This window comes from Enterobacter cloacae complex sp. SYL001 (assembly GCF_049237025.1).
Taxonomy (GTDB): Bacteria; Pseudomonadota; Gammaproteobacteria; order Enterobacterales; family Enterobacteriaceae; genus Enterobacter; species Enterobacter intestinihominis.
On record NZ_JBMKJI010000002.1, the window covers coordinates 275307 to 291864 of the forward strand.

Consider the following 16558-nt stretch of genomic DNA (forward strand, 5'->3'; position numbering starts at 1 on the left):
ATGACGCTTGAACGAATCAGCGCCTTTATCACTTACTGCGTTGCCCTGCTTCTGGCATGGCTCGGCGATTTGTCTCTTAAAGATGTGTCGACCATCACCGGTCTTGCGCTGGGGATTATTACTGCAGCGGTGACCTGTTATTTACGCTGGAAAGCCTACCAGCTGCTGCGGGACGGCAGAATATCCAGGGGGGAATATGAGTCCTTCAATCGTTAAGCGTTGCCTGGTCGGCGCGGTGCTGGCGATTGCCGCCACGCTGCCGGGCTTTCAGTCGCTTCATACCTCCGTCGAGGGGCTGAAACTGATTGCTGATTTCGAAGGGTGTCGCCTCCAGCCATACCAGTGCAGCGCCGGGGTATGGACTGACGGGATCGGCAATACGTCCGGGGTAGTACCGGGCAAAACCATAACGGAGCGACAGGCCGCGCAGGGGCTGATTAATAACGTGTTGCTGACGGAAAAAAGGATTGAAGCCTGCCTGCAGGTTAAGCCACCTCAGCATGTTTACGATGCCCTGATCAGTATCGGTTTTAATGTCGGAACGGGGGCCATCTGCCGGTCAACAATGGTTTCTTACATCAATCGCCAGCAATGGTGGCAGGCGTGCAACCAGCTCCCCCGCTGGATTTATGTAAATGGTCAACGGAATAAAGGGCTGGAAAACAGGCGCGCCCGTGAGCTTGCCTGGTGTCTTAAAGGGGCAGGGGCATGACGCGCGCGCTGGCGGTGATCCTGGCTCTGGTGCTGGCATTGCTGGGCTGGCAGTCATGGCGGCTTAACAATGCCGGTCACACCATCGGGACGCAGGCTGAGGCGCTTAAAAAGAACAAGCAGGAGCTGGCGAAGAAAAACAGCCAGCTCATCAGCCTGTCCATTCTTACCGAAACCAACAGCCGGGCGCAGATGCAACTTTATGCTGCAGCGGAGGAGACTTCCTCGCTGTTGCGGAGTCGCCAGCGCCGGATCGAGGAGCTAAAACGTGAAAACGAGGATTTACGCCGCTGGGCTGACACTCCTTTGCCTGCTGACATTATCCGGCTGCGGGAGCGCCCGGCCCTCGCCGGAGGTGCAGCTTACCGTGAGTGGTTGTCCCAGAGTGACGCAGTGCCGCCTGGAAAGGTCAGCGCCGCGCAGTAACGGCGATCTGAATGCGGTGCTGGATGAAACCGAGGCCGCCTGGGCGGTCTGTGCTGACAAAGTGGACACGATTATTGCGTGTCAGGAGCGAGACAGTGAACAAACCGCAGTCCTTACGCAGCGCTCTGAATAAAGCGGTTGCCTATGTCCGGGACAACCCGGACAAGCTGCACCTTTTCGTTGATAACGGCTCACTGGTGGCAACCGGTGCCAGCTCCATGTCATGGGAGTACCGCTACACCCTGAATGTGGTGATCGAAGATTTCAGCGGCGACCAGAATCTGCTGATGGCTCCTGTGCTGCTGTGGCTAAGTGACAACCAGCCGGATGCTATCAATAACCCGGATCTGCGCGAAAAACTGTTCACCTTTGAAGTGGATATTTTGCGCAACGATGTATGTGATATCAGCATGAACCTGCAACTGACGGAGCGCGTGCTGGTCAGCACTGACGGCAGCGTGTCGAGCGTTGAAGCGGTGCCGGAGCCGGACGAACCCGAAGAAATGTGGACGGTGAAACGTGGATGAGATGCAGAGGGTGGACGACTGGCTGACGGCGCTGCTGGCAAATCTGGAGCCTGCTGCACGCAGCCGTATGATGAGGCAACTGGCGCAACAGCTGCGCCGGACGCAGCAGCAGAACATCAGGCTGCAGCGTAATCCTGACGGCAGCGGTTATGAGCCGCGCCGGGTGACAGCCCGCAGCAAGAAGGGACGCATCAAACGCCAGATGTTTGCAAAGCTTCGCACCACAAAATACCTGAAAACCGCCGCCAGTGCCGACTCTGCCAGCGTGCAGTTTGATGGCAAGGTGCAGCGCATTGCCCGTGTTCACCATTACGGCCTGCGGGATCGCGTCAGCCGAAAAGGCCCGGAGGTCCGCTACGCAGAGCGCCGCCTGCTGGGCGTGAATGATGAGGTGGAAACCATCACCCGTGACACTCTGCTGCGCTGGCTGGCGGGGTGATCTTTGTGCCACCGTTGGCACAAGCGCCCGCGCTGCCTCCCTTTTCCCTCTGATGGCAACCTTTCGTTATGAATGCACAACTGACCGAAATCATGCGCCTTATCACCAACCTGATCCGCACCGGCACTGTGACCGAAGTGGACCGGGAAAACTGGCTGTGCCGGGTGAGAGTGGGCGAGCTTGAAACCAACTGGATTAACTGGCTGACGCTGCGTGCCGGTGGTGCCCGTACATGGTGGTGCCCGTCGCCGGATGAGCAGGTGGTGGTGCTGAGCATGGGCGGCAATCTGGAAACCGCTTTTGCGTTGCCTGCCATCTATTCCAATCAGTTTGCGCCGCCGTCGGACTCCGTGGACGGTTGCGTGACGGAGTACCCGGACGGGGGCTGGTTTGAGTATGAACCCGCCACCGGGCGGTGGCATGTCCGGGGTATCAAATCCATGGTGATCGAGGCGGCGGACAATATCACCCTCAAAACCGGTGAGTTTGTGGTGGAGGCTGACACCACGCGCATTAACAGCGGGGTGGTGATCAATGGCGGCGTCACCCAGGGCGGCGGCGCGATGAGTTCCAACGGGATCGTGGTGGATAAACACGGTCACACCGGCGTGAAGTCAGGCGGCGATACGTCAGGAGGTCCGGTATGACGCTGTATATCGGCATGAGCCAGGGCAACGGCAAGGCCATTACTGATACGGACCATCTCCGCCAGTCAGTGCGGGATATTCTGCTGACTCCTCAGGGCAGCCGGATTGCCCGCCGGGAATATGGTTCCCTGCTGTCTGCCCTGATTGACCAGCCGCAGAACCCGGCGCTACGCCTGCAGGTCATGTCTGCGGTCTATGTGGCCCTGAGTCGCTGGGAGCCACGGCTTACGCTGGATTCCATCACCATCAGCAGCAGCTTTGACGGCTCCATGGTGGTAGAGCTTACCGGGCAGCGCAACAACGGCGCGCCGGTTTCCCTTTCGGTATCAACAGGAGCAGACAATGGCAGTGATTGACCTTTCCCAGCTGCCCGCGCCGCAGATAGTGGACGTGCCGGATTTTGAGTCGCTGCTGGCTGAGCGCAAGGCCGCCTTTGTGGCCCTTTACCCGGCAAATGAACAGGAGGCTGTTATGCGAACATTAGCGCTGGAATCTGAACCCGTCACCAAACAGCTGCAGGAAAGCACCTACCGTGAAATCCTTTTGCGCCAGCGTATTAACGAAGCCGCGCAGGCGGTCATGGTGGCATATGCCATCGGTGGCGATCTCGATCAGCTGGCAGCCAACTACAACGTAAAACGCCTGACGGTAACGCCTGCCGACAACGACGCGGTGCCGCCGGTTGCTGCCGTCATGGAAAGCGATGATGCGCTGCGCCTGCGTGTTCCGGCTGCGTTTGAGGGGTTGTCCGTTGCGGGGCCGACGGCGGCCTATGAGTTTCACGCCAAAAGCGCGGATGGGCGCGTGGCAGATGCCAGCGCAACCAGCCCGGCACCGGCGGAGGTGGTGCTTACCGTACTGAGCCGTGAGGGTGACGGTACGGCAGAGGCTGATCTGCTGGCGGTGGTGGAGCAGGCGCTTAACAGCGAGAACGTGCGTCCGGTGGCAGACCGCCTGACGGTGCGCAGCGCCGAAATAATCCCGTACAGCGTGGATGCAACGATTTTTCTTTATCCGGGGCCGGAAGCTGAGCCGGTGATGGCGGCGGCAAAAGCCAGCCTGCAGAAGTACATCGCCAGCCAGACGCGGCTGGGCCGTGATATCCGCCGTAGCGCGATTTATGCCGCGCTGCACGTTGAGGGCGTCCAGCGTGTGGAGCTGGCGTCCCCGCTGGCTGATGTGGTGCTGGATAAGACGCAGGCGGCGTCCTGTACGGAATGGAGCGTAACCAACGGGGGCACGGATGAATAGCCTGCTGCCGCCCGGTTCATCGCCGCTTGAGCGCCGACTGGCGCAGACCTGCAGCGGGATTTCCGATCTGCAGGTGCCGCTGCGGGATTTGTGGAACCCGGCAACGTGTCCGGTCAGCTTTTTGCCGTATCTGGCGTGGGCGTTTTCCGTTGACCGCTGGGACGAAAGCTGGACGGAGAGCGTTAAGCGCCGTGTGGTGCAGGATGCTTTCTATATCCATCAGCACAAGGGGACAACCAGCGCCGTGCGGCGCGTGGTGGAGCCGTTCGGCTTCCTGATCCGTATCATTGAGTGGTGGCAGACCGACGAGCAGCCGGGCACGTTTCGCCTGGACATTGGCGTGCAGGACCAGGGCATTACGGAAGAAACCTATCTGGAGCTGGAGCGCCTGATCGGTGACGCCAAGCCGTGCAGCCGCCATCTGATCGGCATGTCCATCAACCTGCAGACCAGCGGCCCTTATTTTGTGGGTGCAGCCACCTACACCGGCGAAGAAATCACGATCTACCCGTATATCAACGAAACCATTATTTCCGGTGGCACCGCTTATGAGGGCGGGGCGGTCCATGTTATTGACACAATGAGAGTGAATCCATGAGCGCAAAATTTTATACCCTGCTGACGGATATCGGCGCGGCGAAACTGGCAAGCGCCGCCGCGCTCGGTGTTCCATTGAAAATAACCCAGATGGCAGTGGGGGATGGAGGCGGCGTGCTACCGACGCCAAGCGCGCAGCAGACGGCGTTGGTTGCTGAAAAACGCCGCGCTTCCCTCAATATGCTGTACATCGATCCGCAGAACAGCAGTCAGATTATTGCTGAGCAGGTGATCCCCGAAACTGAGGGCGGTTGGTGGATTCGTGAGGTTGGTTTGTTCGATGAAACCGGCGCACTGATTGCCGTCGGCAATTGCCCTGAGAGCTACAAGCCGCAGCTGGCGGAGGGGAGCGGACGCACGCAGACCGTGCGCATGGTGCTGATCACCAGCAGTACCGATAATATCACCCTGAAAATTGACCCCGCAGTGGTGCTGGCAACCCGCAAATACGTGGATGACAAGGTGCTGGAGTTGAAAGTCTATGTGGATGATTTGATGGCAAAGCATACCGCCGCCAGCGATCCCCATACGCAGTATGCGCCGAAAGCCAGTCCGACATTCACCGGCACGCCAAAAGCGCCGACGGCGGCGGCAGGCAATAATTCCACGCAGCTTGCAACCACGGCCTTTGTGCAGATAGCGATTGCGGCACTGGTGGACTCATCGCCTGGTGCGCTGGATACGCTGAACGAACTGGCTAAAGCACTAGGCAACGATCCTAACTTTGCCACCACCATGACTAATGCGCTTGCCGGGAAAATGGATAAATCAGCTAATGGCGCGGATATTGCTGATATTTCCGCGTTTCTGAATAACCTTGGTCTGGGGGCTGGCTCTGCCCTTCCGGTTGGTGTGCCTGTTCCATGGCCTCTTGCTGCTGCGCCAGCCGGATGGCTCAAATGTAATGGGGCAGCGTTTACTGCTGCGCAATATCCAAAGCTGGCTTTGGTATATCCAGGATTGGCGCTGCCTGATTTACGTGGGGAATTTCTGCGCGGCTGGGATGACGGGCGAGGTGTTGATGCAGGGCGCGGTCTGCTGTCAGCTCAGGGGGATGCTATTCGTAATATCACTGGCAAGTTTGGTAATACACAACTTTATCCAAGTATTTATCGTGAAGGTGCATTTGGCGGTATTATTGAGAATGTATCGCAAACTACTGGCTTAACTCTTGCTCCCTCGGGGCAAGGAAATGGGGTTGTAAATTTTAGTTTTGACGCGTCTATAGTTGTTCCTGTCGCTTCTGAAAATCGTCCCCGCAACATTGCATTTAATTACATCGTGAGGGCCGCATAATGCAAAGCGCAGTTATAGAAAATGGATTTGCCATCGTGGCTGGTGAGGTTGTTGTGTTTAATTATGACAGCCTGACGCGGGTTTATTTGTCGCAAACAACGGAGTTTATTCCGGTGGGCGTCAGCATTCCGGCAAATGCCTGTACGGACAAGCCACTGGCAGCAAAAAAAGGTTATGTTGTCTGCCGGAACAGTCAGCTGACCGGATGGGAATATCTGGCGGATCATCGGGGCGAAACCGTCTGGAATATCAGAACCGGGGCGGAGCAGCAAATTACCGTGCCGGGCGATTATCCTGCTGATACCACTATATACCCGCCATCGACACCATATGATAAGTGGAACGGTGAGCGCTGGGTAACAGATGAGGCGGCGAAAGCAGCGGCAGAAATTGCCGAAGCTACAGCAACAAAAGCAGCGCTCATTAAAAGCGCCGCTGCCAAAATCGAACCCCTGCAGGATGCTGTTGATCTGGATATGGCAACAGATGAAGAAAAAAGCCGCTATGATGCCTGGCGAAAATACCGCGTATTGCTGACGCGCGTGGATACATCGCAGGCCCCCGACATTAACTGGCCTGAACCTCCCGAAGATTAATCCCGTCCCCGCAACTGCGGGGATTTTTTTTACCCCTTCTATTGTGCCATTCCCTGTACATAGCCCGGCGCGTGCGCCGCGTGCATATCAACCAGAACATAGGCACACCCCCTGTAAACCGGAGAGACTGCCATATGGCTCAGGATTACCACCACGGGGTGCGCGTTGTTGAAATCAACGAGGGCACCCGACCTATCACCACGGTGAGCACCGCCATCGTGGGCATGGTCTGCACCGGCGATGATGCTGATGCTTCCATGTTCCCCCTCAATAAGCCGGTCCTGCTGACTGATGTACTGACTGCCAGCGGTAAAGCGGGCGAGTCCGGTACGCTGGCCCGTTCGCTGGATGCGATTGCAGACCAGGCTAAACCCGTGACCGTCGTTGTACGCGTGGCGCAGGGCGAAACCGAAGCGGAAACCACCTCCAACATTATCGGCGGCGTGACCGCTGACGGTAAAAAAACGGGCATGAAAGCGCTGCTTTCAGCGCAGTCGCAGCTGGGCGTCAAGCCGCGCATCCTTGGCGTGCCGGGACACGACACGCAGGCGGTTGCCACCGAGCTGCTGAGCGTGGCGCAGAGCCTGCGAGGGTTTGCCTATCTGTCCGCCTACGGCTGCAAAACGGTGGAAGAAGCGATTGCCTACCGCGCTAATTTCAGCCAACGCGAGGGGATGCTGATCTGGCCTGACTTTATCAACTTTGACACTGTGCTGAATGCTGACGCAACGGCTTACGCCTCAGCCCGTGCGCTTGGCCTGCGTGCCAAAATTGACGAACAGACCGGCTGGCACAAATCCCTGTCCAATGTGGGCGTGAATGGCGTCACCGGCATTTCTGCTGATGTGTTCTGGGATTTGCAGGACCCGGCAACCGATGCGGGGCTGCTGAACCAGAACGATGTCACCACGCTGATCCGCAAAGACGGCTTCCGCTTCTGGGGTTCCCGTTGCCTCAGTGACGATCCACTGTTTGCCTTTGAAAACTACACCCGCACCGCGCAGGTACTGGCTGACACCATCGCCGAAGCGCATATGTGGGCGGTGGATGGCGTGCTTAACCCGTCACTGGCCCGCGACATTATCGAGGGTATTCGCGCCAAACTGCGCAACCTGAAAACGCAGGGCTACATCATCGGCGCCGACTGCTGGCTGGATGAGTCCGTAAACGATAAAGATTCCCTGAAAGCCGGGAAGCTCACTATCGATTACGACTATACGCCGGTACCGCCTCTGGAAAACCTGATGCTGCGCCAGCGCATCACCGATCAGTATCTGCTGGATTTCTCCAGCCAGGTCAGCGCGTAAGGGGACAATATGGCTTTACCACGCAAGTTAAAACACCTGAACCTGTTTAACGACGGGAATAACTATCAGGGGATTGTTGAGTCCCTGACCCTGCCTAAATTCGGCCGCAAGTTTGAAAAGTATCGCGGCGGCGGTATGCCCGGTTCGGCTGATGTTGATCTGGGGCTGGATGATGGCGCGCTGGACACGGAATTTTCAATCGGTGGCACCGAACTGCTGTTATTCAAACAGATGGGTAAAGCCACCGTTGACGGTATCCAGCTGCGTTTCACCGGCTCCATTCAGCGTGACGATACCGGCGAAGTGCAGGCCGTTGAGCTGGTTGTACGCGGGCGACATAAAGAAGTCGATTCCGGCGAATGGAAAACCGGGGAGAGCAACACCACAAAAGTCAGCAGCACCAACAGCTACGCGAAGCTGACCATTAACGGCGAGGTGCTCTATGAGGTTGATGTGATCAACATGATTGAAATCGTTGATGGCGTGGACCTGATGGAAGAACACCGCAACGCCCTGGGCCTCTGATCTACTTTAAAGGCGCGGGCAGCCGCGCCAGTACCTTATTAACAGGAAATGACAATGAGCGAACAACTGACTGAAAAAACCGTACAGCTGGACACCCCAATCAAACGCGGTAAAACCGAAATTGCCGAAATTGTGCTGCGCAAGCCGCAGTCCGGCGCGCTGCGTGGCACCCGTCTGCAGGCGATCATGGATATGGACGTCGGCGCGATGATGACGATTATTCCCCGCATCTCCACGCCCGCGCTGACCGCTCAGGAAATGGCTGAAATGGACCCCGCCGATCTCACCGCGCTGTCGGTTGAGGTGGTCACTTTTTTGTTGAAGAAATCGGTGCTTGCCGGTTTGCCGACAGCCTGACGGTAGAAGACCTGGTGGCTGATATCGCCACCATTTTTCACTGGCCGCCGTCCGTCACTGACGTTATGCCGCTGACCGAAGTGCTGGAGTGGCGGCATAAAGCGATTCAGAGAAGCGGGGCCAGCGATGAGTGACTCTAACCTGCGTTTGCAGGTAATTCTAAATGCGGTTGATAAGCTCACCCGCCCATTCCGATCAGCGCAGGCCAGTTCTAAAGAGCTGGCTACCGCCATTCAGCAAAGCCGCGCAAGATTAAAAGAACTGGACGCCCAGGCGGGCCGTATTGACGGTTTCCGCAAGGCAAGCGCGCAGCTGGCCGTCACCGGCAATAGTCTTAAAGCCGCACGCGAAGAAGCGGCGAAACTTGCCACGCAGTTCTCGGCCACAAACCGGCCGACGGCGGCGCAGGCGCGTCTGCTGGAGCAGGCAAAAAACCGCGTTAACGAGCTGCAGAGCAAATACAACGGCCTGCGTCAGTCGGTGCAGCGTCAGCGTCTTGCGCTCAATGAGGCCGGGCTGGACACCAAAAAGCTGAGCAGTGCGCAGCGGGAGCTGCGGCAGAATGCCGACGAAACCCGGCAGGCCCTGGACCGACAGCAGAAATCCCTTAAACGCCTGGGCGAGCAGCAGGCCCGTATGAACGCCGTCCGCGATCAGTATTCGCGGCGCCTTGAGGTGCGGGATCGTATTGCAGGCGCCGGAGCAACGACTACTGCCGCCGGGCTGGCGATGGGCGCGCCGGTGATGGCTGCCGTTAAAAGCTATGCCAGCATGGAAGATGCGATGAAAGGCGTGGCAAAGCAGGTTAACGGGCTGCGGGACGACAACGGCAACCGCACAAAACAGTTTTATGACATGCAGGATGCCATCAAGGCCGCCAGTGAACAGCTGCCGATGGAGAATGGCGCCATTGACTATGCCGCGCTGGTTGAAGGTGGCGCCCGCATGGGCGTGACAAACCAGAACGATTCTTACGAAGACCAGAAGCGTGACCTGCTGGCCTTTGCATCCACTGCAGCAAAGGCCGCAACGGCATTCGAACTGCCCGCTGATGAGCTGGCGGAGGGGCTGGGGAAAATCGCGCAGCTGTATAAAGTGCCGACCCGAAATATTGAACAGCTTGGCGATGCCCTGAACTACCTGGACGATAACGCCATGTCTAAGGGCGGCGATATCATCAATGTGCTGCAGCGCATGGGCGGCGTGGCTGACCGGCTTGATTTCCGAAAGGCGGCCGCGCTGGGTTCCACATTCCTGTCTCTGGGGGCCGCGCCTGAAATTGCCGCCAGCGCATCAAATGCGATGGTGCGCGAACTGTCGATTGCAACCATGCAGAGCAAGCGGTTCATGGAAGGTATGGATCTGCTGAAACTCAATCCTGAAGAGATTGAAAAGCAGATGACAAAGGACGCAATGGGGACCATTCAGCGCGTGCTGGAGAAGGTCAACAAGCTGCCGCAGGATAAGCGCCTGTCCGCCATGACGATGATATTTGGCAAGGAGTTTGGCGACGATGCGGCGAAGCTTGCAAACAACCTGCCGGAGCTGCAGCGACAGCTGAAACTCACCTCAGGCACTGAGGCTAACGGCTCCATGCAGAAAGAATCCGATATCAATAAGGATTCACTTTCCGCGCAGTGGTTGCTTGTTAAAACGGGTGCGCAGAACGCTTTCAGTAGCCTGGGTGAAACCCTGCGCCAGCCGCTGATGGATATCATGGGGTACGTCAAAAACGTTACCGGGGCACTGCGTCGATGGGTTGAGGCTAACCCGCAGCTGGCGGGCACGCTGATGAAAGTGGCTGCAGCCACAGCTGCGATCACCGTTGTGCTCGGCACGCTGGCGGTGGCCGTGGCTGCCGTGCTGGGGCCGCTGGCGGTGATCCGTTTTGGCCTGTCCGTGTTGGGTGTAAAAACACTCCCCTCCGTTATGTCTGCAGTGACCCGCACCGGCGGCGCGCTGTCCTGGCTGGCAAATGCGCCGCTTTCCCTGTTGCGCCGTGGCCTGGCTGCATCCGGCAGCAGCGCCGGATTGCTGGCGTCTCCCCTTAATTCCCTGCGCCGTTCTGCCGGGCTGGCTGGCAATGCGCTGAAAGCGCTGGACGGTGCGCCGCTTGCTGTCCTTCGCGGCGGAATGTCTGGTATTCGCAACATTATCGGCATGGTAATGAATCCGCTGGCCGCGTTGCGCGGGGGATTATCCGCAGCCGGTGGCGTGCTGCGTTTTCTGGCGTCCGGCCCGCTGGCCCTCCTTCGCGTTGCGCTGTACGGGATTTCTGGATTGCTGGGCGCTCTGCTTAGTCCGATAGGGCTCGTTGTGGCGGCGCTGGCTGGCGTGGCGCTGGTTGTCTGGAAATACTGGCAGCCGATAAGCGCATTTTTAGGCGGAGTGGTTGAAGGATTCAAAGCTGCAGCTGCGCCTATCAGCGCGGCGTTTGAGCCACTGCAGCCTGTTTTCCAGTGGATAGGTGACAAGGTCCAGGCATTGTGGGGCTGGTTTACTGATCTGCTGACGCCGGTTAAATCCACCTCTGCAGAGCTGCAAAGCGCGGCGTCGATGGGGCGGCAGTTTGGGGAGGCACTGGCGGCAGGGCTGAACATGGTCATGCACCCGCTGGATTCGCTTAAATCGGGCGTGTCCTGGCTGCTTGAAAAACTTGGCATTGTCAGCAAGGAAGCGGCCAAAGCGAAGCTTCCTGAGCAGGTCACGCGGCAGCAACCAGCCACGGTAAACACAGACGGTAAAGTTGTGCTGCCGCCTGGCGGATTCCCGCCGATGGGTTTTGCTGGCATGTACGACAGCGGCGGTACCATTCCGCGCGGCCAGTTCGGCATCGTGGGTGAGAATGGCCCAGAGATCGTTAACGGGCCCGCCAATGTCACCGGCAGGAAACGGACTGCTGATCTGGCAAGGGTGGCGGCAACGCTCAATCCTTCCCGGACGGAACCGGCCAGCGCTAAACAATATCCTGAACGCGCGATAGTTCTGCCGCCTGATAGTGTGAACGATCCGGCAAATCTTCCGGTAATCAATCGTACTACTGAGCTGGTGAAACTGGCGGCAACGGTAAGCCCGGTTCGTGATGTAACAGCCAGCCCGGAGCAACGGCCTGAAAGCAGGTTAATACTGCCGCCTGAGATTGTTAACGACCCGGTAAAACTTCCTGGTCGGGATCGTGCTGCGGAGCTGGCTGATATCGCTGCTGCCGTCATGCCAGCACCGGCCATCATGGAAATCACGGATAACAGGGCTGACCGGATGGCTACGCGCCAGAAGGTGTTCGCTTCCGTAGTCGCTGGCGTAATGGGCCTGGCGGCTGCCCCGGCAGAAGCCGCACCACTTCATCCGTACAGTGTGCCTGTCAGGACGCAACCGGCGCCGTCGCCGAAGGAAGAGAGACAGCCGCAGGTAATTAAGTACGAGATAAGCGCGCCAATTCATATTGTCGCGCAGCCAGGGCAAAGCGCGCAGGATATCGCCCGCGAGGTGGCCCGGCAGCTTGATGAGCGTGAGCGCAGGGCCAGGGCAAAAACACGCAGTAATTTCAGTGATCGAGGGGGTTACGAATAATGATGATGGTGCTGGGGTTGTACGTATTCATGCTGCGAACAGTGCCCTATCAGGAGCTGCAGTATCAGCGCAGCTGGCGGCACGCAGCCAACAGCCGGGTTAACCGGCGCCCGTCAACGCAGTTTCTTGGACCGGATAACGATACGCTTACTCTGTCCGGTGTCCTGCTGCCGGAGATTACCGGCGGCAGGCTGTCTTTGCTGGCGCTGGAGCAGATGGCGGAGCTGGGAAAAGCCTGGCCTCTGATTGAGGGGAGCGGGACGATTTACGGCATGTTTGTGATCGAGAGTCTGAGCCAGACAAAAACAGAATTTTTTGAGAGCGGTATGCCCCGGCGCATCGAATTTTCACTGAGCCTGAAACGGGTGGATGAGTCGCTGTCTGATATGTTCGGCAGCCTCAGCGACCAGCTCAGTAATTTGCAGGAATCTGCCACCTCTGCGATAGGCAATATGAAAAATACGGTTGGAGGGTTACTGCAGTGAATTTCAGCTCTGATCTCCTGAACCTGAACAGCAAAACTCCCGGTTTCAGTATCACCATTGAAGGTAAAGATGTGACTACCGTGCTGGATGCGCGCCTGATGAGTCTGACGCTGACGGATAACCGGGGCTTTGAAGCGGACCAGCTTGATCTGGAACTGGACGACTCGGACGGGCTAATCGTTCTGCCGCGTCGGGGGGCCATTATTCAGTTTGCGCTGGGGTGGAAAGGTCAGCCGCTTTTTCCGAAAGGGGCGTTTACTGTCGATGAGATTGAGCACAGCGGCGCGCCTGACCGTCTCACAATCCGCGCGCGTAGTGCAGATTTCCGTGAAACCCTGAATACGCGGCGTGAAAAGTCCTGGCACCAGACAACGGTGGGCGAAGTTGTGAAGGAAATCGCGGGTAGGCATAAATTAAAGATGGCGCTGGGAAAGGACCTTTTGGACAAGCCTGTTGATCATCTTGACCAGACTAATGAAAGCGACGCCAGCTTTTTGATGAAGCTGGCGCGGCAGTATGGGGCGATAGCCTCAGTTAAGGACGGCAATCTGTTGTTTATCCGCCAGGGGCAGGGCAGAACGGCAAGCGGTAAGCCGCTGCCGGTTATCTCCATCACCCGCCAGGCTGGTGACGGTCATCGTTTTACCCTAGCTGATCGCGATGCCTATACGGGGGTAATTGCCAGCTGGCTCCATACCCGTGAGCCAAAGAAAAAAGAGACAGCAAAGGTTAAGCGCCGTCGAAATAAAACCACCGCGGCAAAGGAGCCGGAAGCAAAACAGGGAGATTACCTGGTTGGGACGGATGAAAACGTGCTGGTACTCAACAGAACTTATGCAAACCGCAGCAATGCAGAGCGAGCGGCAAAGATGCAGTGGGAGCGCTTGCAGCGCGGGGTTGCAACATTCTCCCTGCAGCTCGCAGAGGGAAGGGCTGATCTGAATACCGAAATGCCGGTGAAGGTGAACGGCTTTAAACAGCCCATTGATGATGCCGAATGGACCATTACCACGCTGACGCATAGTGTCAGTGCAGACAATGGTTTTACTACGACTCTGGAGCTTGAAGTTAAGATTGGTGATCTCGAAATGGAGTAATTGGTTCTCAAAATTGAATAATGATGTATCATTGTTGTGATTTTGGCAAAAGAGGTGGGATAACCGGAATGATGAATTGTCCAGAGTGCGGCCAGGCAGCCCATACAAGAAGCAGTTTTCAGGTATCAGCAACAACCAAAGAACGTTACAACCAGTGCCAAAATATCAACTGCGGTTGTACTTTTGTCACGCATGAAACATTTGTTAGGCATATCATTAAGCCTAATGTGATTTCTTCTGCGCCCCCACATCCGGGAAAGGATGGGCAAGGGCACATGAATTTTTAAAAAGAACCCGCTTTCAAAGCGGGTTTTTTTGTCGCCAGTCCAAAAGCCTGTCGCCATTTTGCCGCCATTGGAATAGAAAAAGGGGCTACGTTTTCACGTAACCCCTTGTTTTATTTGGTGGAGCTGGCGGGAGTTGAACCCGCGTCCGAAATTTCTACATCCTCGGTACTACATGCTTAGTTTGTCTTTACATTCGCACGCCAGCTGCGGACAAACACGCCACTAACGAACTAGCCTGATTAGTTTTAACGCTTCAACCCCAGGCAGGGTTTCCACGCGATCTCTTTTGGGTTTGACCTCTCTTTGATCCCCGTCTTAAGAGCGGAAGCTAGGGAGAGAGGGCTCTTAGCAGGTTATTAAGCTGCTAAAGCGTAGTTTTCGTCGTTTGCGACTATTTTTTTGCGGCTTTTAACGAGGCAAACCGCCCCTCGGCATGCACCTTGGGTTTCGCAAATCCCGTCGAATCCAGAATCAGCCCCAATAGTGTTGAACTCAGTATACCAGATTTCACTTCCTCGATACCAGCCCGAAACGCTAACTTATTGAATAGTACAATAAGCGCGCAGAATCAACGTCCTGCGTTTTTCATGATACGTGCTTTGTCGAGCTGCCACTCTCGTGCTTTCAGGTCAGTACGCTTGTCGTGCTGTTTCTTACCTTTTGCCACGCCGATTTTCACTTTGCACCAGGCGTTTTTCCAGTACAAAGAGAGCGCAACTACGGTGAAGCCTTCGCGGTTGATGCGTCCGTAGAGGGATTCCAGCTCGCGCTTGTTCAGCAGCAGCTTACGGGTGCGGGTAGGATCGCAAACGTAATGTGAAGAGGCGACGGTCAGCGGCGTAAAGTTCGCGCCGAACAGGAAGGCCTCACCGTCTTTCAGGATCACGTAGCTGTCGCCGATGTTGGCTTTCCCGGCACGCAGCGATTTTACTTCCCAGCCCTGCAACGCAAGGCCGGCCTCGAATTCTTCTTCGATGAAATACTCGTGGCGAGCACGCTTGTTGAGCGCAATGGTCGCCGAACCAGGTTTATGTGCTTTTTTCTTCGTCATAAGTGTCGTAAAGCCGTCGGTAATCTGATTTTAAAAAGTCACCTCATTGCGTCCTGTGAGGTCTAACGCGCTATCTTAGCACGAGATAAGGCTTAGCGTTTTTTTAACAGGTGATAAATGTTATTATTTGTCTGTTGTGTGACCATGGAAAATGCTATGCCTCAGATTAGCCGTACTGCGCTTGTTCCCTACAGCGCGGAACAAATGTATCAGTTAGTGAACGACGTTCAGTCGTATCCGGAATTTATTCCAGGATGCACGGGTAGCCGGGTGCTGGAATCTGGCCCGACGCAGATGACTGCGGCCGTGGATGTCTCCAAAGCGGGGATCAGCAAAACGTTCACCACGCGCAATACCCTGACGAGCAATCAGAGTATTTTGATGCATCTGGTGGATGGTCCGTTTAAAAAACTGATGGGAGGGTGGAAGTTTACGCCACTGAGCGCTGACGCCTGCCGCATTGAGTTTCATCTGGATTTTGAATTTACCAATAAGCTGATCGAACTGGCGTTTGGCCGAATATTTAAAGAGCTGGCCTCGAATATGGTTCAGGCGTTCACCACGCGCGCCAAAGAGGTTTACAGTGTCGCATAAGATTGCTGTTGAGGTGGTGTATGCGCTGCCGGAGAAGCAGTATTTGCAGCGCGTGACGCTTGAAGAGGGCGCCACCGTTGAGGCGGCTATCCGGGCCTCCGGCATCCTTGAACTTCGCCGTGATATTGACCTGGCGAAGAATAAAGTCGGCATTTATAGCCGTCCGGTTAAGCTCGGTGATGTGCTGAAAGAGGGCGACAGGGTTGAAATCTATCGTCCGCTGATTGCCGACCCGAAAGAGTTGCGCCGTCAGCGAGCAGAGAAATCCGGTAAGTAGCCAAATAAACATACACAAAAAAGGTGCTCATTGAGCACCTTTTTGCGTTGCTGACGCCTGATTATTTGGTCAGGGCAGGCTTGTTGTCGATGTTGGTCAGCACACCGGCACTGCTGAAGGTCAGCGTCAGGGTTTGCTGGGTCACATCTTCATGACCAGGCTGCTGGCGGAATACATAGAACCAGGTGTTTGTGCCGAACGGATCGGACATCATCGGGGTTCCCAGGGCATAAGCGACCTGCTGTTGTGTCATACCCACGCGGATTTTGGACACATCGTTAGGGGTAAGGTAGTTCCCCTGGTTGATATCAGGACGGTAAACCACTTTCTCCAGAGTGGAACAGCCTGCGGTCAACATCAGAAGAACCGCTGCGGCAGCGGTCAGCGTTTTACAGCGCATAGTGATTTGATTCCTTTTCGGGCCCGAGCAGTACGCGGCTCATATGTAATATGCCGATGATAATAGACCTTGCCCCACTTTGAAACCGGTCTGGCGGCGTTTTTGTTGTTCTGTATGA

General features: G+C 56.4%; 24 protein-coding genes and 1 other RNA gene. 22 read left to right on the top strand and 3 right to left on the bottom strand.

Translation table 11 applies throughout. The features are described 5' to 3' along the window. The 20 genes from ACOTZP_RS04610 to ACOTZP_RS04705 all read left to right on the top strand — a co-directional run bounded on the left by ACOTZP_RS04610 (nucleotide 1) and on the right by ACOTZP_RS04705 (nucleotide 14118). Complete coding sequence (locus ACOTZP_RS04610; RefSeq protein WP_014884902.1) at nucleotides 1-216, top strand: hypothetical protein; 216 nt, start codon at nucleotides 1-3, stop codon at nucleotides 214-216. Next, nucleotides 197-712, top strand: coding sequence for a lysozyme (locus ACOTZP_RS04615; RefSeq protein ID WP_023306997.1), 516 nt, complete (start codon nucleotides 197-199; stop codon nucleotides 710-712). Before ACOTZP_RS04610 ends, ACOTZP_RS04615 begins: the two co-directional genes overlap by 20 nt. Continuing rightward, nucleotides 709-1137 carry an Rz-like lysis system protein LysB gene (lysB, locus tag ACOTZP_RS04620; protein ID WP_180261584.1) on the top strand — a complete coding sequence of 143 codons (429 nt, stop codon included), beginning with the start codon at nucleotides 709-711 and terminating at the stop codon, nucleotides 1135-1137. Before ACOTZP_RS04615 ends, lysB begins: the two co-directional genes overlap by 4 nt. Continuing rightward, on the top strand, nucleotides 1022-1270 hold the full coding sequence (gene lysC, locus ACOTZP_RS04625) for an Rz1-like lysis system protein LysC (RefSeq protein ID WP_323276910.1): 249 nt from the start codon (nucleotides 1022-1024) through the stop codon (nucleotides 1268-1270). The genes lysB and lysC overlap by 116 nt, the downstream gene beginning before the upstream one ends. After that, nucleotides 1233-1664 (top strand): phage tail protein, encoded by a 432-nt coding sequence (locus ACOTZP_RS04630; protein WP_103786887.1) that lies wholly within the window; start codon nucleotides 1233-1235, stop codon nucleotides 1662-1664. Before lysC ends, ACOTZP_RS04630 begins: the two co-directional genes overlap by 38 nt. Further along, nucleotides 1657-2103, top strand: coding sequence for a phage virion morphogenesis protein (locus tag ACOTZP_RS04635; protein WP_323276856.1), 447 nt, complete (start codon nucleotides 1657-1659; stop codon nucleotides 2101-2103). The genes ACOTZP_RS04630 and ACOTZP_RS04635 overlap by 8 nt, the downstream gene beginning before the upstream one ends. A gap of 68 nt (nucleotides 2104-2171) precedes the next feature. Then, nucleotides 2172-2750, top strand: coding sequence for a phage baseplate assembly protein V (locus tag ACOTZP_RS04640; protein WP_248894486.1), 579 nt, complete (start codon nucleotides 2172-2174; stop codon nucleotides 2748-2750). Then, nucleotides 2747-3106, top strand: a complete 360-nt coding sequence (locus ACOTZP_RS04645; protein ID WP_032266124.1) for a GPW/gp25 family protein — start codon at nucleotides 2747-2749, stop codon at nucleotides 3104-3106. Before ACOTZP_RS04640 ends, ACOTZP_RS04645 begins: the two co-directional genes overlap by 4 nt. Next, nucleotides 3093-4001: a baseplate assembly protein gene (locus ACOTZP_RS04650; RefSeq protein WP_323276855.1), complete on the top strand. Its 909-nt coding sequence runs from the start codon at nucleotides 3093-3095 to the stop codon at nucleotides 3999-4001. Before ACOTZP_RS04645 ends, ACOTZP_RS04650 begins: the two co-directional genes overlap by 14 nt. Continuing rightward, on the top strand, nucleotides 3994-4599 hold the full coding sequence (locus ACOTZP_RS04655; RefSeq protein ID WP_063929186.1) for a phage tail protein I: 606 nt from the start codon (nucleotides 3994-3996) through the stop codon (nucleotides 4597-4599). Before ACOTZP_RS04650 ends, ACOTZP_RS04655 begins: the two co-directional genes overlap by 8 nt. Continuing rightward, nucleotides 4596-5894, top strand: coding sequence for a phage tail protein (locus ACOTZP_RS04660; protein ID WP_332976508.1), 1299 nt, complete (start codon nucleotides 4596-4598; stop codon nucleotides 5892-5894). The genes ACOTZP_RS04655 and ACOTZP_RS04660 overlap by 4 nt, the downstream gene beginning before the upstream one ends. Then, a complete protein-coding gene (locus ACOTZP_RS04665; RefSeq protein WP_323276853.1) occupies nucleotides 5894-6490 on the top strand; it encodes a tail fiber assembly protein in 597 nt (198 codons plus the stop codon). Before ACOTZP_RS04660 ends, ACOTZP_RS04665 begins: the two co-directional genes overlap by 1 nt. Before the next feature lie 134 nt (nucleotides 6491-6624). Further along, nucleotides 6625-7797: a phage tail sheath protein gene (locus ACOTZP_RS04670; RefSeq protein ID WP_323276852.1), complete on the top strand. Its 1173-nt coding sequence runs from the start codon at nucleotides 6625-6627 to the stop codon at nucleotides 7795-7797. A 9-nt stretch (nucleotides 7798-7806) separates the two neighbouring features. Continuing rightward, complete coding sequence (locus ACOTZP_RS04675; protein WP_007848874.1) at nucleotides 7807-8322, top strand: phage major tail tube protein; 516 nt, start codon at nucleotides 7807-7809, stop codon at nucleotides 8320-8322. A 54-nt stretch (nucleotides 8323-8376) separates the two neighbouring features. Beyond that, complete coding sequence (locus tag ACOTZP_RS04680; RefSeq protein ID WP_007848877.1) at nucleotides 8377-8679, top strand: phage tail assembly protein; 303 nt, start codon at nucleotides 8377-8379, stop codon at nucleotides 8677-8679. Between the two features lie 14 nt (nucleotides 8680-8693). Then, nucleotides 8694-8813, top strand: a complete 120-nt coding sequence (locus ACOTZP_RS04685; RefSeq protein ID WP_007848878.1) for a GpE family phage tail protein — start codon at nucleotides 8694-8696, stop codon at nucleotides 8811-8813. Next, a complete protein-coding gene (locus ACOTZP_RS04690) occupies nucleotides 8806-12249 on the top strand; it encodes a phage tail tape measure protein (protein ID WP_332976507.1) in 3444 nt (1147 codons plus the stop codon). Before ACOTZP_RS04685 ends, ACOTZP_RS04690 begins: the two co-directional genes overlap by 8 nt. Further along, the gene (locus ACOTZP_RS04695; protein ID WP_014884887.1) at nucleotides 12249-12734 is read left to right on the top strand and encodes a phage tail protein; all 486 of its coding nucleotides are present in this window, start codon (nucleotides 12249-12251) and stop codon (nucleotides 12732-12734) included. The genes ACOTZP_RS04690 and ACOTZP_RS04695 overlap by 1 nt, the downstream gene beginning before the upstream one ends. Further along, nucleotides 12731-13831: a phage late control D family protein gene (locus tag ACOTZP_RS04700; RefSeq protein WP_332976505.1), complete on the top strand. Its 1101-nt coding sequence runs from the start codon at nucleotides 12731-12733 to the stop codon at nucleotides 13829-13831. Before ACOTZP_RS04695 ends, ACOTZP_RS04700 begins: the two co-directional genes overlap by 4 nt. 68 nt (nucleotides 13832-13899) lie before the next feature. Continuing rightward, complete coding sequence (locus tag ACOTZP_RS04705; protein ID WP_045334934.1) at nucleotides 13900-14118, top strand: ogr/Delta-like zinc finger family protein; 219 nt, start codon at nucleotides 13900-13902, stop codon at nucleotides 14116-14118. A 115-nt stretch (nucleotides 14119-14233) separates the two neighbouring features. On the opposite strand, the gene ssrA is transcribed toward ACOTZP_RS04705, so the two are convergent. Both ssrA and smpB read right to left on the bottom strand, forming a co-directional pair. Then, nucleotides 14234-14597: a transfer-messenger RNA gene (gene ssrA / locus ACOTZP_RS04710) on the bottom strand. An 89-nt stretch (nucleotides 14598-14686) separates the two neighbouring features. Beyond that, the gene (gene smpB / locus ACOTZP_RS04715; protein ID WP_003863115.1) at nucleotides 14687-15169 is read right to left on the bottom strand and encodes an SsrA-binding protein SmpB; all 483 of its coding nucleotides are present in this window, start codon (nucleotides 15167-15169) and stop codon (nucleotides 14687-14689) included. 156 nt (nucleotides 15170-15325) lie between these two features. On the opposite strand from smpB, the gene ACOTZP_RS04720 reads away from it, so the two are divergent. Then, nucleotides 15326-15763 (top strand): type II toxin-antitoxin system RatA family toxin, encoded by a 438-nt coding sequence (locus tag ACOTZP_RS04720; RefSeq protein ID WP_003863117.1) that lies wholly within the window; start codon nucleotides 15326-15328, stop codon nucleotides 15761-15763. Then, nucleotides 15753-16040 carry an RnfH family protein gene (locus ACOTZP_RS04725; RefSeq protein ID WP_003863119.1) on the top strand — a complete coding sequence of 96 codons (288 nt, stop codon included), beginning with the start codon at nucleotides 15753-15755 and terminating at the stop codon, nucleotides 16038-16040. The genes ACOTZP_RS04720 and ACOTZP_RS04725 overlap by 11 nt, the downstream gene beginning before the upstream one ends. 61 nt (nucleotides 16041-16101) lie before the next feature. On the opposite strand, the gene bamE is transcribed toward ACOTZP_RS04725, so the two are convergent. Beyond that, nucleotides 16102-16440 (bottom strand): outer membrane protein assembly factor BamE, encoded by a 339-nt coding sequence (gene bamE, locus ACOTZP_RS04730; RefSeq protein ID WP_003863121.1) that lies wholly within the window; start codon nucleotides 16438-16440, stop codon nucleotides 16102-16104. Between the last annotated feature and the right edge of the window lie 118 nt (nucleotides 16441-16558).